This window comes from Pseudomonas sp. LBUM1672, assembly GCF_059695655.1.
Genome location: NZ_CP166781.1, coordinates 6,215,359 through 6,238,729 on the forward strand (window position 1 = coordinate 6,215,359; position 23,371 = coordinate 6,238,729).

A 23,371-nucleotide genomic window follows, 5' to 3' on the forward strand; every position below is an offset into this window, starting at 1 on the left:
CGGGAGAGGGATCTTTCTGACAGGCTTATGGCAGAGCGGCGACAACTGACAGCTCAACCAGGATTTCCGGTTCGCACAGCTTTGACTCAACGGTTGCGCGGGCCGGGGCGACGCCTTTTGGCAGCCACTTGTCCCACACCGCGTTCATGCCTTCGAAATGCGCGTCGATGTCTTTCAGGTAAATCGTCACCGACAGCAAACGGCTCTTGTCGGTGCCGGCAAGATCGAGCAAACGCTCGATGTTGGCCAGGGTTTCACGGGTCTGCTGTTCAATCCCGGCACTCATGTCGTCGCCGACTTGCCCTGCCAGATAGACGGTGCCGCTGTGGACAACGATCTGGCTCATGCGCTCATTGGTGAGCTGGCGCTGGATTGACATGTTTTGCGGACTCCTGGGTTTTGTTTCCATAGCGAGAAATATCGAGGCCTTCGGCGCTGATCTGCGGCGTTTTCTTCGCCATCAGGTCAGCCAGCAAACGACCGGAGCCGCAGGCCATGGTCCAGCCGAGTGTGCCGTGACCGGTGTTCAGGAACAGGTTCTTGAACGGCGTGGCGCCAACGATCGGCGTGCCGTCCGGGGTGGTCGGACGCAGGCCGGTCCAGAAACTCGCCTGGGCCAGATCGCCGCCCTGAGGATAAAGGTCGTTGACGATCATCTCCAGGGTTTCGCGCCGACGCGGGTTCAGCGACAGGTCAAAACCGGCTATCTCAGCCATGCCGCCGACGCGGATGCGGTTGTCGAAACGGGTGATCGCGACCTTGTAGGTCTCGTCGAGAATGGTCGACGTCGGGGCCATCGCCGGGTTGGTGATCGGCACGGTCAGGGAGTAACCCTTGAGCGGATACACCGGGGCCTTGATGCCCAGCGGCTTGAGCAGTTGCGGCGAGTAGCTGCCGAGTGCCAGGACGTAGCGGTCAGCGGTTTCCAGCTTGCCGTCGATCCACACACCGTTGATGCGATCACCGGCGAAGTCGAGTTTCTGAATGTCTTGACCGAAGCGGAATTCCACGCCCAGCTTCACAGCCATTTCAGCCAGTCGAACGGTGAACATCTGGCAGTCGCCGGTCTGGTCGTTCGGCAGGCGCAAGGCACCGGCGAGGATATCGGTGACGTTGGCCAGGGCCGGCTCAACGCGGGCAATGCCGGCGCGGTCGAGCAGTTCGAACGGTACGCCGGACTCTTTCAGTACGGAAATGTCTTTCGCGGCGCCATCCAGTTGAGCCTGGGTGCGGAACAGTTGCGTAGTACCGAGGCTGCGGCCTTCGTAAGCAATACCGGTTTCGGCGCGCAATTCGTCGAGGCAGTCACGGCTGTACTCGGACAGACGGACCATGCGTTCCTTGTTCACCGCGTAACGGCTGGCGGTGCAGTTGCGCAGCATCTGCGCCATCCACAGGTATTGGTCGATGTCGGCGGTGGCCTTGATCGCCAGCGGTGCGTGGCGCTGCAACAGCCACTTGATGGCTTTCAGCGGCACGCCCGGCGCGGCCCACGGCGAGGCATAACCCGGCGATACCTGCCCGGCGTTGGCGAAACTGGTCTCCATGGCAGCGGCTGGCTGACGGTCAACCACCACCACTTCGAACCCGGCACGCGCCAGATAATAAGCACTGGTGGTACCGATGACGCCGCTACCCAAGACCATAACGCGCATTTTCATATCCCTCATCGCGGCTTGCCGCTGACGTTCGTAGTTGTAGAGCATTGATGTGCGCAGTGTAAAAAAGATTAGGCAGTGCTTTTCACTATATAACTGCCTATATTTGGCGAGAATTCTCGGCAAAAACCCTTTTCACGGAGGCGCATCCCCTATGCGTACCAACACTCAAACCAAACGTGAGCTGGACAAGATTGACCGCAACATCCTGCGGATCCTGCAAGCGGACGGGCGCATCTCTTTCACCGAGCTTGGGGAAAAGGTCGGGCTCTCGACCACGCCGTGTACCGAGCGGGTCCGACGGCTGGAGCGCGAAGGGATCATCATGGGCTACAACGCCCGCCTCAATCCGCAGCACCTCAAGGGTAGTCTCCTGGTGTTCGTCGAGATCAGTCTCGACTACAAATCCGGCGATACTTTCGAAGAGTTCCGACGTGCGGTGCTGAAACTGCCCCACGTGCTGGAGTGCCATTTGGTGTCAGGGGATTTTGACTACCTGGTGAAGGCGCGGATTTCCGAGATGGCGTCGTACCGCAAATTGCTGGGCGACATTTTGCTCAAGCTGCCGCATGTGCGCGAATCCAAGAGCTATATCGTGATGGAAGAGGTGAAGGAGAGTTTGTGCCTGCCAATTCCGGATTGAGGCTTTGTGGTGTCTGTTCAGACCCCATCGCTAGCAGGCTAGCTCCCACAGTTGATCTTCGGCGGACATAGATTCAGTGGGAGCTAGCCTGCTAGCGATTACAGGCGACTCGGTCTTCCCTCAGACGAGGACCTGCCGAGTAGAAGCCATGTACTCATGAATCTGCTTCTCCACCCGCGGATGAATCAGCTCCACCGGCCCCCGACCGTTCGGGCACGGCAAGGTCTTGGTGGTGCCAAACAGGCGACAGATCAGCGGCCGCTCGTCATACACCGTGCAGCCGTTGGGCCCCAAGTGCACACAGTTGAGTTCATCCATCGCCGCGTCCTGCTCGGCGCGGGTCTTGCGCGGCAGGCGGGACATTTCTTCCGGCGAGGTGGTCACCGGCCCACAGCAGTCATGGCAGCCGGGCACGCACTCGAACGAGGGGATCTGCTGGCGCAGCGTGCGGATTTTCTGACTGTTGCAGCTCATCGAAGCGGTAACCAAAAGCGGAATAGACCGGGAGTCTGACGCAAAAGCCGCGATCCAGACAGCATCAACCGACCAATGTTGCCGCTGCCGGAAGGTCCGGCTTATGCTCCGTCACATTTTCCAGACACATGAATCAGGGACGCTCACATGAATGCCCGTGCCCAGCACACCGCCTCTTACTACGCCGCCAGCAGCCTGTCGCAGCCTGATCATCCGGTGTTGCAAGGCGACCTGGTGGCGGACGTGTGCGTGGTCGGCGGCGGGTTTTCCGGGCTGAACTCGGCGCTCGAACTGGCAGAACGTGGCTTCAGCGTGGTGCTGCTGGAAGCGCGCAAGATCGGCTGGGGCGCCAGCGGACGCAATGGCGGGCAGTTGATTCGCGGCGTCGGCCACGGCCTCGATCAGTTCGCCAATGCGGTCGGCACCGACGGCGTGCGCCAGATGAAACTCATGGGCCTGGAAGCCGTGGAAATCGTCCGTCAGCGCGTCGAGCGTTTTCAGATCCCTTGCGACCTGACCTGGGGTTACTGCGACCTGGCAAACAAGCCCCGCGACCTCGAAGGCTTTGCCGAAGACGCCGAAGATCTGCGCGGCCTCGGCTACCGCTACGAAACCCGGCTGCTGCAAGCCAATGAAATGCACACGGTGGTGGGTTCGGACCGCTACGTCGGCGGCCTGATCGACATGGGTTCGGGCCATCTTCACCCGCTTAATCTGGCCTTGGGCGAAGCAGCCGCCGCGCAGCAGCTGGGCGCGAAGCTGTTCGAACAATCGGCAGTGACCCGAATCGACTACGGCCCCGAAGTCACCGTCCATACCGCCCAAGGCTCGGTTCGCGCCAAGACGCTGGTGCTGGGCTGCAACGCCTACCTCAACGAACTCAACCCCGAACTCAGCGGCAAAGTGCTGCCCGCCGGCAGCTACATCATTGCCACCGAGCCCTTGAGTGAAGAACTGGCGCATTCACTACTGCCGCAGAACATGGCGGTCTGCGATCAACGGGTGGCGCTGGATTACTACCGGCTCTCGGCGGATCGACGTTTGCTGTTTGGCGGTGCTTGCCATTATTCAGGCCGCGATCCGAAGGACATCGGTGCGTACATGCGGCCGAAGATGCTGGAAGTCTTCCCGCAACTGGGCGGGGTCAAGATCGACTATCAATGGGGCGGGATGATCGGCATCGGCGCCAACCGCCTGCCACAGATTGGCCGGCTCAAGGGCCAGCCGAATGTGTATTACGCCCAGGCTTACTCGGGCCATGGGGTGAATGCCACGCATTTGGCGGGCAAGTTGTTGGCTGAGGCTATTAGTGGTCAGCAGGGAGGAGGGTTTGATCTGTTTGCCAAGGTGCCGCATATCACCTTCCCGGGCGGCAAGCATTTGCGTTCGCCGTTGCTGGCGTTGGGGATGTTGTGGCATCGGCTTAAAGAGTGGGTCTGAAGGATTTCAGTGCCTGTACCGACGCCTTCGCGGGCAAGCCCGCTCCCACAGGGTTAGGTGGTGAACGCAAATTTTGTGAACAACACCAACCCTTGTGGGAGCGGGCTTGCCCGCGAAGACAGCCGCAAGAACACCGCAAAACTCAGATCCGCCAGAATGGCTTGAGCCCCTCCTCCCGCGCCTGCTCCCGACTCAAACCGACATCCCTCAGTTGCTCCGGCGTGAGCGTCAGCAACGCCTTGCGCGTGTGCAGACGATGCCAGAACAGGCCCCAGCGACTCAGGCCGGACGGCGCGTTGCGCATGACCGCCTCGCGTGCACCGTTTATTTGCCCTGCCGCCAGTTCCTGACTGTGAATCGTCAGCCGCACATCACTCAAGCCGTTCATTTTGATTACTCCTGTTTACTTGGGTAGCCAGAGCTTTCATGATGCGCGGACGGCGAAAAGCATTACAGATTCAACAAGTCTGTATTAACTCCATACAGATTTACCGATTTAGCGTCTGAATCGTATATTTTCACTCGATCTGTATTGGTTAACCGAATCACCCACACCGAGACTGCGCCATGACCCTTTACGTCAACCTCGCCGAATTGCTCGGCACACGTATTGAACAGGGCTTCTATCGCCCCGGTGACCGGCTGCCGTCGGTGCGGGCGTTGAGTGTCGAGCACGGGGTCAGCCTGAGCACGGTGCAGCAAGCGTATCGAGTGCTGGAAGACAGTGGGCTGGCAACCCCGAAACCCAAATCCGGCTACTTCGTACCGGTGGGTCGCGAACTGCCGGAGCTGCCGGCCATCGGCCGCCCGGCCCAGCGCCCGGTGGATATTTCGCAGTGGGATCAGGTACTGGAATTGATTCGCGCGGTCCCGCGCAAAGACGTCGTGCAACTGGGCCGCGGCATGCCGGACATCACCACGCCGACCATGAAACCGCTGCTGCGCAACCTCGCGCGAATCAGCCGTCGGCAGGACATGCCCGGTCTGTATTACGACAACATCTACGGCACCCTCGAACTGCGCGAACAGATCGCCCGCCTGATGCTCGATTCCGGATGCCAGTTAACGGCCCACGACCTGGTGGTGACCACCGGTTGCCACGAAGCGCTGTCCACCAGCATTCGCGCCATCTGCGAGCCGGGGGATATCGTGGCGGTGGACTCACCGAGCTTTCACGGCGCCATGCAGACCCTCAAGGGGCTGGGCATGAAAGCCCTGGAAATCCCTACCGACCCAATCACCGGGATTAGCCTCGATGCCCTTGAACTGGCCCTGGAGCAGTGGCCAATCAAGGCCATACAGTTGACGCCCAACTGCAACAACCCGCTGGGCTACATCATGCCGGAATCGCGTAAACGCGCGTTGTTGACGCTTGCACAGCGATTCGACGTGGCGATTGTCGAAGACGATGTGTATGGCGAGCTTTCCTACAGCTACCCGCGCCCGCGCACGATCAAATCCTTCGACGAAGACGGCCGTGTCCTGCTGTGCAGTTCGTTTTCCAAGACCCTGGCGCCTGGCTTGCGTATTGGTTGGGTTGCACCCGGCCGGTATCTGGAGCGGGTGCTGCACATGAAATACATCAGCACCGGCTCCACGGCACCACAACCGCAGATTGCGATTGCCGAGTTTCTCAAAGCCGGGCATTTCGAACCGCATTTGCGGCGGATGCGCACGCAATACCAACGCAATCGCGACCTGATGATCGACTGGGTCACGCGCTATTTCCCCGCCGGCACCCGCGCCAGTCGCCCGCAAGGCAGCTTCATGTTGTGGGTTGAACTGCCGGACGGCTTCGACACCCTGAAACTGAATCGTGCCCTGCACGATCAGGGCGTACAGATTGCCGTCGGCAGCATCTTTTCCGCCTCGGGCAAATACCGCAATTGCTTGCGGATGAACTACGCTGCCAAGCCAACACCGCAGATCGAAGAGGCTGTGCGCAAGGTCGGCGCCGCGGCGATCAAACTGCTGGCGGAAACGGATTACATCACTGACTGACCTTTCTCAGGAATCCAGCGTCCATATGCCGACATTTGCCGCCAATCGGAACGATCCCACGTGAGAGTCAGACAGCCCCTGCTCGCTCTTCTGCTACTCGCCTCGTTCCTGGGCGGTTGCGCCAGCTTCGATGTTCAGCGCGAACCGAGCCAGGCCTTACCCGCCAGCGATTCGGCATTCGGTCGTTCAATCCAGGCTCAGGCCGCACCCCATGAGGGCCGGTCCGGCTTTCGTTTGCTGTCCAATAGCAGCGAAGCCTTCATGGCCCGCGCCGAGCTGATCCGCAACGCCCAAAGCAGCCTCGACTTGCAGTACTACATCGTGCATGACGGCATCAGCACGCGGATGCTGGTGGATGAATTGCTCAAGGCCGCCGACCGCGGCGTGCGCGTGAGAATCCTGCTCGATGACACCACCAGCGACGGTCTGGACTGGATCATCGCGACCCTCGCTGCGCACCCGCAGATCCAGATCCGCCTGTTCAACCCGCTGCACCTGGGCCGCGCCACGGGCGTGACGCGCACCATGGGCCGCTTGTTTAACCTGTCGTTGCAACACCGACGCATGCACAACAAGCTGTGGCTGGCAGACAACAGCGCGGCCATCGTCGGCGGTCGCAACCTCGGCGACGAATACTTCGATGCCGAGCCCAACCTGAATTTCACCGACATCGACATGCTCGGCGTCGGGCCGGTGGCCGAGCAGCTTGGCCATAGCTTCGATCAGTACTGGAACAGCGCGCTGAGCAAACCGATCGACGAATTCCTGTCGAGCAGACCGACGCAAAAGGACCTGCAAAATACCCGCACGCGTCTGGAAGAATCGTTGGAAGAGACCCGCAAGCAGAATCATGCGCTGTATCAGCAGTTGATGACTTACACCACCAAGCCACGCATGGACATCTGGCGCCGGGAGTTGATCTGGGCCTGGAACCAGGCGTTGTGGGATGCACCGAGCAAGGTCTTGTCGGACGGCGAGCCTGACCCGCACTTGCTGCTGACCACGCAACTGGCGCCTGAACTGACGGGCGTCAGCAAAGAATTGATCATGATCTCGGCTTACTTCGTACCGGGTCAGCCGGGGCTGGTGTACCTCACCGGCCGGGCCGACGCCGGGGTGTCGGTGCACTTGTTGACCAACTCGCTGGAAGCCACGGATGTGCCGGCCGTGCACGGCGGTTATGCGCCTTATCGCCGGGCGCTGCTGGAACATGGTGTGAAGCTGTACGAACTGCGCCGCCAGCCCGGCGAAGGTGGCGGCAGCGGGCCGCATATTTTTTACAGCAAGTCCTTCCGGGGTTCTGATTCCAGTTTGCACAGCAAGGCGATGATCTTCGACCAGCAGAAATCCTTCATCGGCTCGTTCAACTTCGACCCGCGCTCGGTGCTGTGGAACACCGAAGTCGGGGTGCTGGTGGACAGCCCCGAACTTGCCGCGCATGTGCGCAAAGCGGCCATGGAAGGTATGGCGCCGACCTTGAGTTATCAGGTGCAACTGGAAAATGACCGGATCGTCTGGCAGACCGAAGACAACGGCAAAATGCACACGCTGACCAAGGAACCAGGAAGCTTGTGGCGCCGCTTCAATTCCTGGTTCAGCACGGCGGTCGGGCTGGAGCGGATGCTCTGACCGACGATGAACACCCCTGTGGGAGCGGGCTTGCTCGCTCCCACAGGGGTATGTGATTGGTTGGCAGTTTGGGTTTAGGCAGGCTCGGCCACCGTGCCAAACGCGCCTTGACGCATCAGCAAAATCACCAACCCAAACGCCCCCGCCGCCATCAGCAACGGCAACGCATGCCCGCTGATCCACTGGCTGCCAGCACCGGCGGCCAACGGCCCGATCAGACAACCGATGCCCCACAGCTGCGCAATGTGCGCGTTGGCCCGCACCAGCGCATCGTCGCGATAGCGTTCGCCGATCAGGATCAGCGACAAGGTGAACAATCCCCCGGCGCTGGCGCCGAACAGCACCCACAACGGCCAGATCAGCAACGTGTCGATGAGCAACGGAATCGCCAGGCTCGAGACCAGCAACACCACCGCACAACCGGTGAACAGCGTGCGACGCGACAAACGATCCGCCAGCGCGCCAATCGGCAGCTGCAGCAAGGCATCCCCCACCACCACGGTGCTAACCATTGCCAGCGCGATGTCTGTGCTGAAGCCCTGACGCAGGCAATACACCGGCAACAAGGTCAGGATCATCGCTTCAAACGCCGCGAACAACGACACCGCCCAGGCAATCGCCGGCAACCCCCGACAGAAGCCCCACAAGTCGCTGAAGGTCACGCTGCAGGCTTCACTGGTCGGTGCGCCGCTGCGGCCCAGCAACAGGAACGGCGCCGCCGTCAGCAAGCCGACGCCGACCCAGAAGCCGTAATCGTGTTCGGTGCCCAGAACCCCCAGCAGCAACGGCCCGGCGAGCTGACTCAGCGCATAACTGCTGCCGTACAGCGCCACCAATCGCCCGCGCCATTGTTCGACCACCAACTGGTTGATCCAGCTTTCGCCGAGGATGAAGACCAGGGTCAGGATCACCCCGATCATCAGGCGCAACAGCAGCCAGATCGGGTAACTCGGCAACAGCGCCAGCAAGCCGATGGACACCGCCCCGGCCCACAGGCACAGACGCATCAGATTGGCCGTGCCAAGGCGCGAGGCCAGATGGCTGGAGATCTTCGCCCCCAGCAATACGCCAATCGCCGGCATGGCGGCCATCACACCGATGGCAAACGAACCGTAACCCCAGCCTTCCAGGCGAAACGACACCAGCGGCATGCTGACACCCAGGGCCAGGCCGACACTCAAGACAGACGCCAACACGGCGAAATAAGTCGCCCAACGCATGTTCCACGCTCCTGTGGATATTTTTATGTACAGCACAAAACACTGTGGGAGCGAGCTTGCTCGCGATAGCAGTTTCACATTCAACATTGACGTCGACTGTCAGACCGCTATCGCGAGCAAGCTCGCTCCCACAGGGGATCTTCGCTGTGTCGGGCCCCGGATTCGGGGCCCGCTACAGATTACAACTTGATCCAGGTCGCCTTCAGCTCGGTGTACTTGTCGAACGCATGCAGCGACTTGTCGCGGCCGTTGCCGGATTGCTTGAAGCCACCAAACGGTGCGGTCATGTCGCCGCCATCGTATTGATTGACCCAAACGCTACCGGCACGCAGCGCCTTGGCAGTCAGGTGCGCCTTGGAGATGTCCTTGGTCCACACCGCTGCGGCCAGGCCGTAAGGCGTGTCGTTGGCAATCGCAACGGCCTCTTCGGCGGTGTCGAAAGTGATGACCGACAGCACTGGGCCAAAGATCTCTTCCTGAGCGATTTTCATCGCGTTGGTCACGCCGTCGAAAATCGTTGGCTCAACGTAGGTGCCACCGGATTCCTGCAGCGTACGCTTGCCGCCAGCCACCAGTTTGGCGCCATCGCTATGGCCGGATTCGATGTAGGACAGCACGGTGTTCATCTGCTGGGTATCCACCAGCGCGCCGACGTTGGTCGCCGGGTCCAGCGGGTTGCCCGGCTTCCAGGTTTTCAACGCTTCGATCACCAGCGGCAGGAAGGTGTCCTTGATCGAACGCTCGACCAGCAGACGCGAACCGGCGGTGCAGACTTCGCCCTGGTTGAAGGCGATGGCACCGGCCGCCGCTTCGGCTGCGGCTTGCAGGTCCGGGGCATCGGCGAACACGATGTTCGGGCTCTTGCCGCCGGCTTCAAGCCAGACGCGCTTCATGTTCGATTCGCCCGAGTAGATCAGCAATTGCTTGGCGATCTTGGTCGAACCGGTGAACACCAGGGTGTCCACGTCGTTGTGCAGGGCCAGGGCCTTGCCGACGGTGTGACCGTAGCCCGGCAGCACGTTGAGCACGCCTTTCGGGATACCGGCTTCAACGGCCAGCGCAGCGATGCGGATGGCGGTCAGCGGGGATTTTTCTGACGGCTTGAGGATAACCGAGTTACCGGTGGACAGCGCCGGGCCGAGTTTCCAGCAGGCCATCATCAACGGGAAGTTCCACGGCACGATGGCGCCGACGACGCCAACCGGCTCACGGGTCACCAGACCCAGCTGATCGTGCGGGGTGGCCGCGACTTCGTCGTAGATCTTGTCGATGGCTTCGCCGCTCCAGCTCAGGGCTTGCGCTGCGCCGGGAACGTCGATGTACAGGGAATCGCTGATCGGCTTGCCCATGTCCAGGGTTTCAAGCAGGGCCAGCTCTTCGGCGTGCTGCTTGAGCAGGCCGGCGAAACGGATCATGGTGGCTTTGCGTTTGGTCGGCGCCAGGCGCGACCAACCACCGGAATTGAACGTGGCGCGGGCGTTTTCAACAGCGCGCTGGGCGTCGGCGGCATCACAGCTGGCGATCTTGCCCAGCAGACGGCCATCGACCGGGCTGATGCACTCGAAGGTCTCGGCGGAGACAGCATCGGTGTATTCACCATTGATGTAGGCGCGGCCTTCGATCTTCAGATCGCGAGCCCGTTGTTCCCAATCGGCACGAGTCAGGGTGGTCATTCGAGTGTCCTCCTCTTATTGAATACGAGCGCCCCGCGGTCTTCGCGGGCGCTGTCAGGAATTCTGCCCAGCCAGCCTGATTTTTCGGCCCAAGGCAACCGCCACCCTAAACCAGCGGCAGGTGAAGTTTCAATATATTTGACATAAGGCCGGCAAACGGCCTTGCGATGTTCATTTTAATAAACATAGACTTTGGGTCTTTCCAGCCATCGCGCCGCAATCACGGGGACTTACAACAATGAATATCCAGGATGTCGTCGACTTCAGCCTCGCCACTACCGAGCCCGAGCGCTATAAGCCGGACCAGGCAAAAATCCTGAAGGGCGATCCCGAGCAAGTGGTCTACAACCACTACAACAGCCCTTGCGGCCAGTTGAATGCAGGCGTGTGGGAAGGTGCTGTTGGCCAGTGGCATGTGAACTTCACCGAGCATGAGTACTGCGAAATCATTCAGGGCGTTTCCGTGCTGCGCGACAACGAAGGCAACGGCAAGACCCTGCGCGCAGGCGATCGCTTCGTGATCCCGGCGGGTTTCCGCGGCACTTGGGAGGTGCTGGAAACGTGCCGCAAGATCTATGTGGCGTTTGAACAGAAGGCTTGAGGATTTGTGTTAGCCGGGCCGGCCTCTTCGCGGGCAAGCCTCGCTCCTACGGTGAATGGCGTCTGTTCTGTAGGAGCGAGGCTTGCCCGCGAAGGGCACTAACAGGCAACACATAACCCGCAGGCAACAAAAAAGGCCCGTATCTCGCGATACGGGCCTTTTTCGTAAGGAGGAAAAATCAATTACTTGATTTTGCCTTCTTTGTAGATCACGTGCTTGCGAACAACCGGATCAAATTTCTTGATCTCGATTTTGTCCGGAGTAGTACGCTTGTTCTTGTCGGTAGTGTAGAAGTGACCAGTACCGGCGCTCGAAATCAAACGAATCAATTCACGCATGATTAGCTCCCTTAGATCTTGCCGGCTTTGCGGATTTCGGCCAGCACGACAGTGATGCCACGCTTGTCGATGATACGCATGCCTTTGGCAGATACGCGCAGACGCACGAAACGTTTCTCTTCTTCAACCCAGAAGCGGTGATGCTGCAGGTTCGGCAGGAAACGACGACGGGTTTTGTTGTTTGCGTGGGAAATGTTATTCCCAGTCACCGGACCCTTACCGGTAACTTGACATACTCTCGACATGCCTCAGCCCTCTAAAACCACATGCCCAACCCGGCATGGGTTGGCCGCTTAATCTCTCAGTCATTTGGCGCCAGGCGCCGCGTTTCTTTAGAGGTCTTACCGGCTACACCTACAGTGAAGGAACCGGGCCCCTAGAAAAGAGCGCTGCTTTATACCAGAAAGACTGAAGAGCAACAACATTCCGTGTGCGCGGACTTGATAAATTCCCCATTTTTCCGGCGCCGGGCGCCTTGGATAAAGGCTGTCGTCGATTAAGACCGCTCGTCGCAGAGAATCGGCCAATCGACCGATTCCGGGTTTTCCTCGGCCCGCATCACCGAAATCAAGCGCACATAGTCCCCTTAAAATGAAAAAGGGGATAGTCATTTGCAAAAGAGCCCACTAGGGTAAGCCTTTTCCAGACTGCACTTGCAGATGGGCCTTCGATCTGTAAAGGAATCCGACCATGCGCCTCGCTGCCCTACCGCTGTTGCTCGCCCCACTCCTGCTGAGCCCGCTGGCCCATGCCGCCGCCCTGAGCGTCTGCACCGAGGCCAGCCCGGAAGGGTTCGACGTGGTGCAATACAACTCGCTGACCACCACCAACGCCTCGGCCGACGTGCTGATGAATCGCCTGGTGGACTTCGACACGGCCAGCGGCAAAGTGGTCGCCAGCCTCGCGGACAGCTGGGAAGTGACGCCCGACGGCCTGACGTATGTGTTCAAGCTTCACCCACAGGTGAAATTCCACCGCACCGAGTACTTCAGCCCGACCCGCGAGCTGACCGCCGAAGATGTGAAGTTCAGCTTCGACCGTATGCTCGACCCGGCGAACCCGTGGCACAAAGTCGCCCAGAGCGGTTTCCCGCACGCCCAGTCGATGCAGTTGCCGGCGCTGATCAAGAAAATCGACGCACTGGACCCGCTGACCGTGCGCTTTACCCTCGATCACCCGGACTCGACCTTCCTCGCGACCCTGAGCATGGGCTTCGCCTCGATCTATTCCGCCGAATACGCCGACAAACTGCTGAAGGCCGGCACGCCCGAGAAGCTCAACAGTCAACCAATCGGCAGCGGCCCTTTCGTGTTCACCCGCTTCCAGAAAGACGCGTCGATTCGCTACAAGGCCAACCCGGACTACTTCCGTGGCAAACCATCGGTTGACCCGCTGATTTTCGCCATCACGCCGGATGCCAACGTGCGATTGCAGAAATTGCGTCGCAACGAGTGCCAGATCGCCCTGTCGCCAAAACCACTGGACGTACAGGCCGCGCTGAAAGAACCGACCCTGAAAGTCGAAAAGACTGACGCCTTCATGACCGCGTTCGTCGGCATCAACAGCCAGCATCCACCGCTGGACAAACCTGAAGTGCGCCAGGCCATCAACCTCGCGTTCGACAAAGCCAACTACGTCAAAGCCGTGTTCGAAGACACCGCCGAGGCAGCCAACGGCCCGTACCCGCCGAACACCTGGAGCTACGCCAAAGGCTTGCCGGGTTATCCGCATGACGTCGAGAAGGCCAGGGCCTTGATGGCCAAGGCCGGACTCAAGGATGGCTTCCAGACCACTATCTGGACCCGACCTTCCGGTAGCCTGCTCAACCCGAACCCGAGCCTCAGCGCGCAAATGCTGCAATCGGACCTCGCGGAAATCGGCATTCAGGCCGAGATTCGGGTGATTGAATGGGGCGAACTGATTCGCCGCGCCAAGGCCGGTGAGCACGATTTGCTGTTCATGGGCTGGGCCGGCGACAACGGTGACCCGGACAACTTCCTCACGCCGCAGTTTTCCTGCGCCGCGGTCAAGTCCGGCACCAACTTCGCCCGTTACTGCAACCAGGAGCTGGACAAGCTGATCAGCGCCGGCAAGACCACTGGCGAGCAAGGTGTGCGCACCAAGCTCTATGAACAGGCCCAGGCGCAGATTCAGCAGCAAGCGTTGTGGCTGCCGCTGGCTCACCCGACTGCCTTCGCGCTGACGCGTAAAGGCGTTGAGGGTTACTCAGTCAGCCCGTTTGGTCGCCAGGACTACTCCAAGGTCAATCTCAAATAACAGCCACACCACAAAACCCTGTGGGAGCGGGCTTGCTCGCGAAGACGGTGTATCAGGCAGCAATGATGGTGACTGACACTCCCTCTTCGCGAGCAAGCCCGCTCCCACAGGGGATTTGTGTTCGCTCCGCTACATCCACCCGTACTCAGCCATCGACAACGGATCGCCATCCCCGATGATGAAATGGTCGAGCACTCGCACATCGATCAGATCCAACGCCTCTTGCAGGCGCTTGGTCAGCGTTCGGTCGGCTTGACTGGGATTGGTATTCCCCGACGGATGGTTATGGCAGAGGATCAACGCTGCGGCGTTATGGGCCAGTGCGCGCTTGACCACTTGCCTCGGATAGACACTGGTGCTGTCGATGGAGCCGCGAAACAGCACTTCAAAGGTCAGTACTTGATGCCTGGAGTCGAGAAAAAGACAGCCGAACACCTCGTGGGGTTCGTGGCGCAACATTGATTTCAGGTAATCCCGAACGGCCTGTGGATTTTCCAGCGCCGACTTCTGGCGTGCACGCTCAGCCAAATGCCGCCGGCCCATCTCCTGTGCCGCTTGCAACTGCGCAAATTTCGCGGGCCCGAGCCCCAATTGCCTGCTGAATGCTTCCTGATCGGCCTCGAGCAGTGCGCGCAGACTGCCAAACTGATTCAACAGGTGTCGCGCCAGATCTACCGCGCTTTTACCCGATACGCCGGTTCGTAAAAAAATCGCCAGCAGCTCGGCGTCCGAAAGGCTTCCCGAGCCCAACTCAAGCAACCTCTCCCGCGGCCGCTCGGCCGCCGGCCAATCACGAATACTCATAGCACCTCCCTGGAATATGGGCGCCGCTGTTCCATAGCGGTCGCTGTGATATCGTAGCCCATCTTTTTTGCGGGCGATTTCATCCCTGGGGAGGGGGTATCGCCACGCAGTCATCAACGAAATGAAAGGCAGACCTATGCAGCGGCTGTATCGGAAACGCATCGTTCTGGGCGTCGGCGGCGGTATTGCTGCCTATAAGAGCGCCGACCTGGTTCGCCGCCTGATCGACCAGGGTGCCGAAGTGCGCGTGGTCATGACCCGTGGCGGCAGCGAGTTCATCACCCCGTTGACCATGCAAGCCTTGTCCGGCCACCCGGTTCATCTCGACTTGCTGGACCCGGCGGCTGAAGCTGCCATGGGCCATATCGAGCTGGCCAAGTGGGCCGACATGGTGCTGATCGCCCCCGCTACGGCGGACCTGATCGCCCGCCTCGCCCAAGGCATTGCCGACGACTTGCTGACCACGCTGGTGCTGGCCACCGACGCTGTGGTCGCCGTTGCCCCGGCGATGAACCAGGCCATGTGGCGCGACCCGGCGACCCAGGCCAACCTGCAAATCCTCGAAAGCCGCGACATCAAAGCTTTTGGCCCGGCCTCCGGCAGCCAGGCCTGCGGTGACGTCGGCCTGGGCCGCATGCTTGAAGCCGTCGAACTCGCCCAATGCGCAGCGGACTGCTTCAAGCGCCAGGCATTGACCGGCAAACACGTGCTGATCACCGCCGGCCCGACCCAGGAAAACATCGACCCGGTGCGCTACATCACCAACCACAGCTCCGGAAAAATGGGCTTTGCCCTGGCCGAAGCGGCGGTGGAAGCCGGCGCCCGCGTCACGCTGATCACCGGCCCGGTGCACCTGCCGACCCCGGATCGCGTCACCCGCATCGACGTGGTCAGCGCTCGCGACATGCTCGCCGCCTGCGAAGCCGCAATCCCTTGCGACCTGTTTATCGCCTCGGCAGCGGTCGCGGATTACCGTCCGGAAGTCGTCGCCCCACAGAAACTAAAGAAAGACCCTACGAACGGCGACGGCTTGTTGCTACAGATGGTGCGTAACCCGGACATCCTGGCCACCATCGCCACACGCCCTGACCGTCCGTTCAGTGTCGGTTTCGCTGCCGAAACCGAACACCTGCTCGACTACGCTGCCCGCAAGTTGAAAGACAAAAACCTCGATCTGATCGTCGCCAACGACGTCGCCAACCCGAGTATTGGCTTCAACAGCGAGGAAAACGCCTGCAGCGTGATCGACCGTGAGCTTCACGCCACACTTTTCGCCCAGACCAGCAAGAGCAAGATTGCTCGCCAGCTGATCACTTTTATCGCCGAACGTCTGAACCAGGTTTAATTTACATGCACGCTTTGCAAGCCAAGATCCTCGACCCCCGCATCGGTACCGAATTCCCGCTGCCGCAGTACGCCACGCCAGGCTCCGCCGGCCTCGACCTGCGCGCCATGCTGGAAAAAGACATTGTGATCAAACCGGGTGAAACCGTGCTGATCCCAACCGGTCTGTCCGTCTACATTGGCGATCCGGGCCTGGCCGCGCTGATCCTGCCGCGCTCCGGTCTGGGCCATAAGCACGGCATCGTGCTGGGCAATCTCGTCGGTTTGATCGACTCGGATTACCAGGGTCCGCTGATGGTTTCGTGCTGGAACCGCGGCCAGACGGATTTCAACATGGTGGTCGGTGAGCGTCTGGCTCAACTGGTGCTGGTACCAGTGGTTCAAGCGCACTTCGAGATGGTCGAAGAGTTCGTTGAAACCGAACGCGGCGCCGGTGGTTTCGGGCATTCCGGCAGCCATTGATCCGATAAAGAACCCTGTGGCGAGGGAGCTGGCTCCCGCTGGGCTGCGAAGTGGCCCCAAGATTTTGTGAGTGCCGCGCACCCAAGCGCAAGCAAGCCTCCTCGCCACAATTCGCACAACGTTCATCTGGAAGGTTTGCCCCCAAAATCAAGGCATTGACCGGTCATTACCCCGCAAACGCAGGTGGCATGGCCTTTACACACCACGAACTCTCAGTGGAAAACGCCGTCATACCCTTCAGTTTGCGCCTGCTGACGAGTTCTTCGCAGACAGGTCCAGCCACCTTCGAGATGGAGCATTTCCAGTAATGAGCACCCCAGCCCAAGTCGCACCCAAGTTCCCCGACAGCATTTTCCGCGCCTACGACATTCGCGGCACCGTCCCGGAATTCTTGAACGCTGAAACCGCTTATTGGCTCGGTCGCGCCATCGGTGCCCAGAGCCTGGCCCAGGACGAACCGAACGTTTCCGTTGGCCGCGACGGCCGTCTTTCCGGCCCGGAACTCGTTGAACAATTGATCAAAGGCCTGGCCGAAAGCGGCTGCCACGTCAGCGACGTCGGCCTGGTGCCAACCCCGGCCCTGTACTACGCCGCCAACGTCCTGGCCGGCAAATCCGGCGTGATGCTGACCGGCAGCCACAACCCGTCGAACTACAACGGCTTCAAGATCGTGATCGCCGGCGACACCCTGGCCAACGAACAGATCCAGGCCCTGCACGACCGCCTCAAGACCAACAACCTGAGCAGCGGCAAGGGCAGCATCACCCAGGTCGAGATCCTCGATCGCTACAACACCGAAATCGTCCAGGACATCAAACTGGCTCGTCGCCTCAAAGTCGTGGTCGACTGTGGCAACGGCGCGGCCGGCGTGATCGCTCCGCAACTGATCGAAGCGTTGAACTGCGAAGTCATCCCGCTGTTTTGCGAGGTCGACGGCAACTTCCCGAACCACCACCCGGATCCGGGCAAGCCTGAAAACCTCGTCGACCTGATCGCCAAGGTCAAGGAAACCAACGCCGACATCGGCCTGGCCTTCGACGGCGACGGCGACCGTGTCGGCGTGGTGACCAACACCGGCAGCATCGTCTACCCGGACCGCTTGCTGATGCTGTTTGCCCGCGACGTACTGGCGCGCAACGCTGACGCGGAAATCATCTTCGACGTCAAATGCACCCGCCGCCTGACGCCACTGATCAAGGAATACGGCGGTCGTCCGCTAATGTGGAAGACCGGTCACTCGTTGATCAAAAAGAAAATGAAACAAACCGGCGCCCTGTTGGCCGGCGAAATGAGCGGGCACATCTTCTTCAAGGAGCGCTGGTTCGGTTTTGACGACGGCATTTACAGCGCCGCGCGTCTGCTGGAGATCCTCAGCAAGGAAAAATCCACCGCGGAAGAGCTGTTTGCGACCTTCCCGAACGATATTTCTACGCCGGAAATCAATATCCATGTGACCGAAGAGAGCAAATTCAGCATCATTGATGCATTGCACGACGCGAAGTGGGGCGAAGGCGCCGACCTGACCACCATCGACGGCGTGCGAGTCGACTACGCCAAAGGCTGGGGCCTGGTGCGCGCGTCCAACACCACACCGGTGCTGGTGCTGCGCTTCGAGGCTGACGACGAGGCGGAATTGCAGCGCATCAAGGACGTTTTCAAAGTCCAGTTGAAGCGTGTTGCACCTGATCTCCAACTACCGTTTTGATTTATTGAAGCGCCTTTTATCGAAGTGCCGGAGCCCTGAATGACCCTCGAACGCGAAGCCGCCGCCAACACCGCCAAGGTCCTGTCCGAAGCGTTGCCTTACATTCGCCGCTATGTCGGCAAGACGCTAGTGATCAAATACGGCGGCAACGCGATGGAAAGCGAGGAGCTGAAAACCGGCTTCGCCCGCGACATCGTGCTGATGAAAGCTGTCGGCATCAACCCGGTGGTGGTTCACGGCGGCGGCCCGCAAATCGGCGATCTGCTCAAGCGTCTGTCGATCGAGAGCCACTTCATCGATGGTATGCGCGTGACTGACGCGCAGACCATGGACGTGGTGGAAATGGTCCTCGGTGGCCAGGTCAACAAGGACATCGTCAATCTGATCAACCGTCATGGCGGCAGCGCCATCGGCCTGACCGGTAAAGATGCCGAGCTGATCCGTGCGAAAAAGCTCACCGTGACACGCCAGACGCCAGAGATGACCCAACCGGAAATCATCGACATCGGCCAGGTGGGCGAAGTGGTCGGGATCAACACTGACCTGCTGAACCTGCTGGTCAAAGGCGACTTCATCCCGGTGATCGCGCCAATTGGTGTCGGTGCCAACGGCGAGTCGTACAACATCAACGCCGACCTGGTGGCCGGTAAAGTCGCCGAAGCGCTGAAAGCTGAAAAGCTGATGTTGCTGACCAACATCGCCGGCCTGATGGACAAGTCGGGCACGGTCCTGACCGGCCTGACCACCCAGCAAGTCGACGATCTGATCGCCGATGGCACCATCTACGGTGGCATGCTGCCGAAGATCCGGTGCGCACTGGAAGCGGTTCAGGGCGGCGTCGGCAGCTCGTTGATCATTGATGGCCGGGTGCCGAATGCAATTCTGCTGGAGATCTTCACCGATACCGGTGTAGGTACTTTGATCAGCAATCGCAAGCGTCCTTAAGCGATAGCGCATACAAAAAGACCCCGCTCAGCCTGGCTGAGCGGGGTCTTTTTTTGCCTGCTATCCCTGTGGCAATCCACCTTTGTGGCGAGGGAGCTTGCTCCCGCTGGGCTGCGTAGCAGACCCATCGATTTTTTGAGTGCTGCGCACTCAAGCGGGAGCAAGCTCCCTCGCCACAAAAGCTCGCTCCCACAAAGGGATTGCGGTTACACGCCGAATTGGGCGCGGTAGGCTTCAACGGCTGGCAAATGCTGCTTGAGCTGCGGATCGTCGGCCAGGAATTCCAGCACCTGGTTCAGCGACACGATGCTGATCACCGGAATGCCGAAATCACGCTCCACTTCCTGGATCGCCGACAACTCGCCGTTGCCACGCTCCTGACGGTTCAGGGCAATCAGCACGCCCTTGGCCTTGGCGCCGTCCTGGGAAGCGATGATCTGCATCACTTCACGGATGGCGGTGCCGGCGGTGATCACGTCGTCGATGATCAGCACTTCGCCGGTCAACGGCGCGCCAACGAGACTACCGCCTTCGCCGTGGGCCTTGGCTTCCTTGCGGTTGAAGCACCATGGCAAATCACGGTCGTGGTGTTCGGCCAGGGCCACTGCAGTGGTCGCCGCTAACGGGATGCCTTTGTACGCAGGGCCAAACAGTACGTCGAACGAAATACCGCTCTCGACAATGGCTGCCGCGTAGAAACGCCCCAGCTGCGCAAGGGCCGAACCCGAGTTGAACAGCCCGGCATTGAAGAAGTAAGGACTGGTGCGCCCGGACTTCAGGGTGAACTCGCCGAAGCGCAAAACGCCGCGATCGATGGCAAAACGAATGAAATCGCGCTGATACGCTTGCATGAAAAAAACCCCAAATACCACGGATTTAGCTAATTAGGTTGACGCCGTGTATCATACACGCACGCGATTTTTGGGGCCATTTATGCGGATCATCAGTGTGAACGTCAATGGTATTCAGGCTGCAGTGGAGCGAGGTTTGCTCAGTTGGCTGCAAGCACAGAATGCCGACGTCATCTGCCTGCAGGACACCCGCGCCTCCGCCTTTGAACTGGACGATCCAGCCTTCCAACTGGATGGCTACTTCCTTTATGCCTGCGAAGCCGAAGTTCCTGCCCAAGGTGGCGTGGCTTTGTATTCGCGGCTGCAACCGAAGGCAGTCATCAGCGGTCTCGGCTTCGAGACAGCCGACCGCTACGGGCGCTACCTGCAAGCCGATTTCGACAAGGTCAGCATCGCGACCTTGCTGCTCCCTTCGGGGCAGAACGGCGATGAAGACTTGAACCAGAAGTTCAAGCTAATGGACGATTTCGCCCGTTATCTGGATAAACAGCGACGCAAACGTCGCGAGTACATTTATTGTGGCTCGCTGTACGTGGCGCAACAGAAGCTGGATATCAAGAACTGGCGCGACAGCCAGCAATCCCCGGGCTTCCTGGCACCTGAACGTGCCTGGATGGACGAGATTGTGGGCAACATGGGTTACGTCGATGCCCTGCGTGAAGTCAGCCGTGAAGGCGACCAGTACAGCTGGTGGCCGGACAACGAACAGGCGGAAATGCTCAACCTCGGTTGGCGTTTCGACTATCAGTTGCTGACCCCTGGCCTGCGCCGCTTTGTTCGCAGCGCACGCCTGCCACGCCAGCCACGGTTCTCGCAACACGCACCGCTGATCGTGGACTACGACTGGACGCTGACCATCTAAGCGTCTTTTCGCAGACACAAAAAAGCCGACATCGCTGTCGGCTTTTTTGTGCGCGCTGATTTTCTACTGTGGGAGCGGGCTTGCTCGCGAAGGCGGCTTAACATTCAACATTGAAGTTGACTGACCCACCGCTTTCGCGAGCAAGCCCGCTCCCACATAGATATTTGCGTCGTGGCTACTTGATCAACCGCCAGGTGAACGGATACCGATACGGCACCCCTTCATTGGCTTTCACGCCACCTATGATCGTCAGCACCAACGCGCCAATCGCCACCAGACCAAACAGGAAGAACCCGATGATCACCAACATCAGCAAGAAGCAGATGGCGGAGGCAATGGCGACGGTGATCTGAAAATTCAGCGCCTCCTTGCCCTGGGCATCGACAAACGGGTCCATCTCGCGCTTCATCTGCCAGAGAATCAGCGGGCCGATCAACGTGCCGAATGGAATCCAGATCCCCAGCAAGGCGGACAGGTGACAAAACATCGCCCACTGCCGAACGTCTTTGCTCGGGATGGGAAGTAGCTGCTGCTCGTCACTCATGGTGTCCTCCTTGCGTGGAACATCCGATCAGTCGGCCAGTGCGGCCTTTTGCAGTTCGAAGATCTCGGACATGCCTTTCTTCGCCAGTTCAAGCATAGCGTTCAGCTCTTCCGGCTGGAATGGTGCGCCTTCGGCAGTGCCCTGGACTTCGATGAAGCCGCCAGTGCTGGTCATTACCACGTTCAGGTCAGTCTCGGCAGCCGAGTCTTCCAGGTAGTCGAGGTCGAGCACAGGCTCGCCCTGGTACATGCCAACGGAAACAGCAGCGATCATTTGCTTGAGCGGGTCGCCGCCTTTCAGGCCGCCGCGCTTCTTGATCACTTTCAACGCGTCGACCAATGCGACCATGGCGCCGGTGATGGAGGCGGTGCGGGTGCCGCCGTCAGCCTGGATCACGTCGCAGTCGACATAAAGGGTGACGTCGCCCAGCTTGGACATGTCCAGCGAAGCACGCAGGGAACGACCGATCAGACGCTGGATTTCCAGGGTACGGCCGCCTTGTTTGCCACGGCTCGCTTCACGCTGGTTACGCTCGCCGGTGGCGCGCGGCAGCATGCCGTATTCGGCGGTCAACCAGCCTTGGCCCTGACCTTTAAGGAAACGTGGCACGCCGTTTTCGACGCTGACGGTGCAGATGACTTTGGTATCACCGAACTCGACCAGTACAGATCCCTCGGCGTGTTTGGTGTAGTTGCGGGTAATGCGGATCGAGCGGAGCTGATCGGCAGCGCGACCACTTGGACGTTTCATAGGGAATACCTGTACGGAGGACGGAAAACTGCCGAGCATTATAGAGCCGCGCGCCAAGACTGGGCACTTCTAAAAAATCCGCCCGACGATTGAAGGCCCTGAGTAGAGCGTAGAACAGCGCTTTACCGACGGCCTGCAGCCCTTTGTCACACCGTGTGTTTGGGCGCATCCGCCCCACTGCGCTACAATCCTGCGCCTTTGCTGCCTGTCGGCTTTAATTCACAGATATCGGGTCTCGCGAAACCTTTGGTAACGCAAACCTGAATTGCGAGGTACCTCCATGGTGCACAGCATGACCGCCTTCGCCCGCGTTGAAAAAGCCGGCGCCCAAGGCACCCTGAGCTGGGAATTGCGCTCGGTCAACAGCCGCTACCTGGAACCCCACCTGCGCCTGCCAGAGTCGTTTCGCGACCTCGAAGGTGCGGTCCGCGAAGCGCTGCGCCAGGGAATCTCCCGGGGCAAGCTCGAATGCACCCTGCGCTTCACCGAAGAAAACACCGACAAACCTCTGCAAGTGGACCGCGAGCGCGCCGCACAATTGGTCGCTGCCGCCGAGACCATCGCCGGCCTGATCAAGAATCCGGCTGCGCTGAACCCGCTGGAAGTCCTGGCTTGGCCCGGCGTGCTGGTGGGCGACGCCACCGACCCGCAAGCCCTGAATGCTGAAGCACTGGCTTTGTTCAACGAGGGCTTGAGGGAACTCAAGGCCGGCCGCGAGCGCGAAGGCACGGAGCTGGCGCGGCTGATCAACGATCGCCTGACCTCCATTGAAGGAGACGTGGTGACCCTGCGCGAACTGGTTCCGCAGATGCTTGCCACCCAGCGCCAGAAAGTCCTCGACCGTTTTGCGGACATGAAAGCCGAGATGGACCCGCAGCGGCTGGAACAGGAAATGGTCATGCTCGCGCAAAAGAGCGACGTCGCCGAAGAACTGGATCGCTTGAGCACACACATCATCGAAGTTCGCCGGGTACTCAAGTCCGGCGGCGCTGCCGGTCGGCGCCTGGACTTCCTGATGCAGGAGCTCAACCGCGAAGCCAATACACTGGGCTCCAAAGCCTTCGACCCGCGCAGCACCCAGGCGGCGGTCAACCTCAAAGTGTTGATCGAGCAGATGCGCGAACAAGTGCAGAATATTGAGTAAGGCAAA

The 23,371-nt window shown here is 60.0% G+C and carries 23 protein-coding genes and 1 pseudogene; 12 read left to right on the plus strand and 12 right to left on the minus strand.

Features of this window, described 5'->3' with window-relative positions; genetic code table 11:
- Positions 1–25: 25 nt before the first annotated feature.
- Positions 26–379 carry a RidA family protein gene (locus ACA053_RS28495; RefSeq protein ID WP_109626698.1) on the minus strand — a complete coding sequence of 118 codons (354 nt, stop codon included), beginning with the start codon at positions 377–379 and terminating at the stop codon, positions 26–28.
- The gene (dadA, locus tag ACA053_RS28500) at positions 351–1,655 is read right to left on the minus strand and encodes a D-amino acid dehydrogenase (protein ID WP_109635905.1); all 1,305 of its coding nucleotides are present in this window, start codon (positions 1,653–1,655) and stop codon (positions 351–353) included. The genes ACA053_RS28495 and dadA overlap by 29 nt, the downstream gene beginning before the upstream one ends.
- 157 nt (positions 1,656–1,812) lie before the next feature.
- Here dadA and ACA053_RS28505 point away from each other — a divergent pair, with 157 nt between their 5' ends.
- Positions 1,813–2,301, plus strand: coding sequence for an Lrp/AsnC ligand binding domain-containing protein (locus ACA053_RS28505; protein WP_010465173.1), 489 nt, complete (start codon positions 1,813–1,815; stop codon positions 2,299–2,301).
- Positions 2,302–2,421: 120 nt separating this feature from the next.
- Here ACA053_RS28505 and ACA053_RS28510 read toward each other — a convergent pair whose 3' ends face one another.
- Complete coding sequence (locus ACA053_RS28510) at positions 2,422–2,775, minus strand: YkgJ family cysteine cluster protein (protein WP_007947437.1); 354 nt, start codon at positions 2,773–2,775, stop codon at positions 2,422–2,424.
- Between the two features lie 147 nt (positions 2,776–2,922).
- Here ACA053_RS28510 and ACA053_RS28515 point away from each other — a divergent pair, with 147 nt between their 5' ends.
- Entirely contained in the window at positions 2,923–4,215 is a 1,293-nt protein-coding gene (locus tag ACA053_RS28515) for an NAD(P)/FAD-dependent oxidoreductase (protein ID WP_497394190.1), read from the plus strand.
- A 142-nt stretch (positions 4,216–4,357) separates the two neighbouring features.
- Here ACA053_RS28515 and ACA053_RS28520 read toward each other — a convergent pair whose 3' ends face one another.
- Positions 4,358–4,603, minus strand: a complete 246-nt coding sequence (locus ACA053_RS28520; RefSeq protein ID WP_109626702.1) for a DUF1127 domain-containing protein — start codon at positions 4,601–4,603, stop codon at positions 4,358–4,360.
- 179 nt (positions 4,604–4,782) lie between these two features.
- On the opposite strand from ACA053_RS28520, the gene ACA053_RS28525 reads away from it, so the two are divergent.
- Entirely contained in the window at positions 4,783–6,216 is a 1,434-nt protein-coding gene (locus ACA053_RS28525) for an aminotransferase-like domain-containing protein (protein WP_497314491.1), read from the plus strand.
- A gap of 60 nt (positions 6,217–6,276) precedes the next feature.
- On the plus strand, positions 6,277–7,845 hold the full coding sequence (locus ACA053_RS28530) for a phospholipase D family protein (protein WP_497394191.1): 1,569 nt from the start codon (positions 6,277–6,279) through the stop codon (positions 7,843–7,845).
- A 74-nt stretch (positions 7,846–7,919) separates the two neighbouring features.
- Here ACA053_RS28530 and ACA053_RS28535 read toward each other — a convergent pair whose 3' ends face one another.
- On the minus strand, positions 7,920–9,065 hold the full coding sequence (locus ACA053_RS28535; protein ID WP_497314495.1) for an MFS transporter: 1,146 nt from the start codon (positions 9,063–9,065) through the stop codon (positions 7,920–7,922).
- Positions 9,066–9,244: 179 nt separating this feature from the next.
- Complete coding sequence (locus tag ACA053_RS28540; protein ID WP_497394192.1) at positions 9,245–10,738, minus strand: aldehyde dehydrogenase; 1,494 nt, start codon at positions 10,736–10,738, stop codon at positions 9,245–9,247.
- A gap of 238 nt (positions 10,739–10,976) precedes the next feature.
- Between ACA053_RS28540 and ACA053_RS28545 the strand changes: the two genes are divergently transcribed.
- Positions 10,977–11,339 carry a cupin domain-containing protein gene (locus ACA053_RS28545; RefSeq protein ID WP_109626712.1) on the plus strand — a complete coding sequence of 121 codons (363 nt, stop codon included), beginning with the start codon at positions 10,977–10,979 and terminating at the stop codon, positions 11,337–11,339.
- A 182-nt stretch (positions 11,340–11,521) separates the two neighbouring features.
- Here ACA053_RS28545 and rpmG read toward each other — a convergent pair whose 3' ends face one another.
- Both rpmG and rpmB read right to left on the minus strand, forming a co-directional pair.
- Positions 11,522–11,677 carry a 50S ribosomal protein L33 gene (gene rpmG, locus ACA053_RS28550; RefSeq protein WP_007894709.1) on the minus strand — a complete coding sequence of 52 codons (156 nt, stop codon included), beginning with the start codon at positions 11,675–11,677 and terminating at the stop codon, positions 11,522–11,524.
- 11 nt (positions 11,678–11,688) lie between these two features.
- Positions 11,689–11,922 (minus strand): 50S ribosomal protein L28, encoded by a 234-nt coding sequence (gene rpmB, locus ACA053_RS28555; protein ID WP_007894701.1) that lies wholly within the window; start codon positions 11,920–11,922, stop codon positions 11,689–11,691.
- Positions 11,923–12,367: 445 nt separating this feature from the next.
- Here rpmB and ACA053_RS28560 point away from each other — a divergent pair, with 445 nt between their 5' ends.
- The gene (locus ACA053_RS28560; RefSeq protein ID WP_109626714.1) at positions 12,368–13,954 is read left to right on the plus strand and encodes an ABC transporter substrate-binding protein; all 1,587 of its coding nucleotides are present in this window, start codon (positions 12,368–12,370) and stop codon (positions 13,952–13,954) included.
- Between the two features lie 129 nt (positions 13,955–14,083).
- Here ACA053_RS28560 and radC read toward each other — a convergent pair whose 3' ends face one another.
- Complete coding sequence (gene radC, locus ACA053_RS28565) at positions 14,084–14,758, minus strand: RadC family protein (RefSeq protein ID WP_497314500.1); 675 nt, start codon at positions 14,756–14,758, stop codon at positions 14,084–14,086.
- A gap of 136 nt (positions 14,759–14,894) precedes the next feature.
- Between radC and coaBC the strand changes: the two genes are divergently transcribed.
- The 4 genes and pseudogenes from coaBC (at position 14,895) to argB (ending at position 19,214) form a co-directional block, all read left to right on the plus strand.
- Entirely contained in the window at positions 14,895–16,103 is a 1,209-nt protein-coding gene (gene coaBC, locus ACA053_RS28570; RefSeq protein ID WP_109626718.1) for a bifunctional phosphopantothenoylcysteine decarboxylase/phosphopantothenate--cysteine ligase CoaBC, read from the plus strand.
- Positions 16,104–16,108: 5 nt separating this feature from the next.
- The gene (gene dut / locus ACA053_RS28575) at positions 16,109–16,564 is read left to right on the plus strand and encodes a dUTP diphosphatase (RefSeq protein WP_109626720.1); all 456 of its coding nucleotides are present in this window, start codon (positions 16,109–16,111) and stop codon (positions 16,562–16,564) included.
- 301 nt (positions 16,565–16,865) lie between these two features.
- A pseudogene (locus tag ACA053_RS28580) lies at positions 16,866–18,269 on the plus strand (phosphomannomutase/phosphoglucomutase); the annotation flags it as partial.
- A gap of 39 nt (positions 18,270–18,308) precedes the next feature.
- Positions 18,309–19,214 (plus strand): acetylglutamate kinase, encoded by a 906-nt coding sequence (argB, locus tag ACA053_RS28585; protein WP_109626724.1) that lies wholly within the window; start codon positions 18,309–18,311, stop codon positions 19,212–19,214.
- Positions 19,215–19,420: 206 nt separating this feature from the next.
- Here argB and pyrE read toward each other — a convergent pair whose 3' ends face one another.
- Entirely contained in the window at positions 19,421–20,065 is a 645-nt protein-coding gene (pyrE, locus tag ACA053_RS28590) for an orotate phosphoribosyltransferase (RefSeq protein ID WP_497314505.1), read from the minus strand.
- 82 nt (positions 20,066–20,147) lie between these two features.
- Between pyrE and crc the strand changes: the two genes are divergently transcribed.
- The gene (gene crc, locus ACA053_RS28595; protein ID WP_007934608.1) at positions 20,148–20,927 is read left to right on the plus strand and encodes a catabolite repression control protein Crc; all 780 of its coding nucleotides are present in this window, start codon (positions 20,148–20,150) and stop codon (positions 20,925–20,927) included.
- 175 nt (positions 20,928–21,102) lie between these two features.
- Here the strand turns inward: crc and ACA053_RS28600 are convergent, their stop codons facing one another.
- Both ACA053_RS28600 and rph read right to left on the minus strand, forming a co-directional pair.
- On the minus strand, positions 21,103–21,471 hold the full coding sequence (locus ACA053_RS28600) for a DUF4870 domain-containing protein (protein WP_109626731.1): 369 nt from the start codon (positions 21,469–21,471) through the stop codon (positions 21,103–21,105).
- 27 nt (positions 21,472–21,498) lie between these two features.
- On the minus strand, positions 21,499–22,221 hold the full coding sequence (gene rph / locus ACA053_RS28605) for a ribonuclease PH (protein ID WP_046045041.1): 723 nt from the start codon (positions 22,219–22,221) through the stop codon (positions 21,499–21,501).
- Between the two features lie 280 nt (positions 22,222–22,501).
- On the opposite strand from rph, the gene ACA053_RS28610 reads away from it, so the two are divergent.
- Positions 22,502–23,365, plus strand: a complete 864-nt coding sequence (locus ACA053_RS28610; protein WP_497394193.1) for a YicC/YloC family endoribonuclease — start codon at positions 22,502–22,504, stop codon at positions 23,363–23,365.
- Positions 23,366–23,371 lie beyond the last annotated feature (6 nt).

Bases quoted from the DNA above. Each gene is read 5' to 3' on its own strand.
- ACA053_RS28535 (WP_497314495.1), bottom strand. From the start codon at position 9,065: ATGCGTTGGGCGACTTATTTCGCCGTGTTGGCGTCTGTCTTGAGTGTC.
- dadA (WP_109635905.1), bottom strand. From the start codon at position 1,655: ATGCGCGTTATGGTCTTGGGTAGCGGCGTCATCGGTACCACCAGTGCT.
- ACA053_RS28495 (WP_109626698.1), bottom strand. From the start codon at position 379: ATGTCAATCCAGCGCCAGCTCACCAATGAGCGCATGAGCCAGATCGTT.
- pyrE (WP_497314505.1), bottom strand. From the start codon at position 20,065: ATGCAAGCGTATCAGCGCGATTTCATTCGTTTTGCCATCGATCGCGGC.
- argB (WP_109626724.1), top strand. From the start codon at position 18,309: ATGACCCTCGAACGCGAAGCCGCCGCCAACACCGCCAAGGTCCTGTCC.
- radC (WP_497314500.1), bottom strand. From the start codon at position 14,758: ATGAGTATTCGTGATTGGCCGGCGGCCGAGCGGCCGCGGGAGAGGTTG.
- dut (WP_109626720.1), top strand. From the start codon at position 16,109: ATGCACGCTTTGCAAGCCAAGATCCTCGACCCCCGCATCGGTACCGAA.
- ACA053_RS28510 (WP_007947437.1), bottom strand. From the start codon at position 2,775: ATGAGCTGCAACAGTCAGAAAATCCGCACGCTGCGCCAGCAGATCCCC.
- ACA053_RS28600 (WP_109626731.1), bottom strand. From the start codon at position 21,471: ATGAGTGACGAGCAGCAGCTACTTCCCATCCCGAGCAAAGACGTTCGG.
- crc (WP_007934608.1), top strand. From the start codon at position 20,148: ATGCGGATCATCAGTGTGAACGTCAATGGTATTCAGGCTGCAGTGGAG.
- coaBC (WP_109626718.1), top strand. From the start codon at position 14,895: ATGCAGCGGCTGTATCGGAAACGCATCGTTCTGGGCGTCGGCGGCGGT.
- ACA053_RS28540 (WP_497394192.1), bottom strand. From the start codon at position 10,738: ATGACCACCCTGACTCGTGCCGATTGGGAACAACGGGCTCGCGATCTG.
- ACA053_RS28515 (WP_497394190.1), top strand. From the start codon at position 2,923: ATGAATGCCCGTGCCCAGCACACCGCCTCTTACTACGCCGCCAGCAGC.
- ACA053_RS28545 (WP_109626712.1), top strand. From the start codon at position 10,977: ATGAATATCCAGGATGTCGTCGACTTCAGCCTCGCCACTACCGAGCCC.
- rpmB (WP_007894701.1), bottom strand. From the start codon at position 11,922: ATGTCGAGAGTATGTCAAGTTACCGGTAAGGGTCCGGTGACTGGGAAT.
- rpmG (WP_007894709.1), bottom strand. From the start codon at position 11,677: ATGCGTGAATTGATTCGTTTGATTTCGAGCGCCGGTACTGGTCACTTC.
- ACA053_RS28560 (WP_109626714.1), top strand. From the start codon at position 12,368: ATGCGCCTCGCTGCCCTACCGCTGTTGCTCGCCCCACTCCTGCTGAGC.
- ACA053_RS28525 (WP_497314491.1), top strand. From the start codon at position 4,783: ATGACCCTTTACGTCAACCTCGCCGAATTGCTCGGCACACGTATTGAA.
- rph (WP_046045041.1), bottom strand. From the start codon at position 22,221: ATGAAACGTCCAAGTGGTCGCGCTGCCGATCAGCTCCGCTCGATCCGC.
- ACA053_RS28520 (WP_109626702.1), bottom strand. From the start codon at position 4,603: ATGAACGGCTTGAGTGATGTGCGGCTGACGATTCACAGTCAGGAACTG.
- ACA053_RS28610 (WP_497394193.1), top strand. From the start codon at position 22,502: ATGGTGCACAGCATGACCGCCTTCGCCCGCGTTGAAAAAGCCGGCGCC.
- ACA053_RS28505 (WP_010465173.1), top strand. From the start codon at position 1,813: ATGCGTACCAACACTCAAACCAAACGTGAGCTGGACAAGATTGACCGC.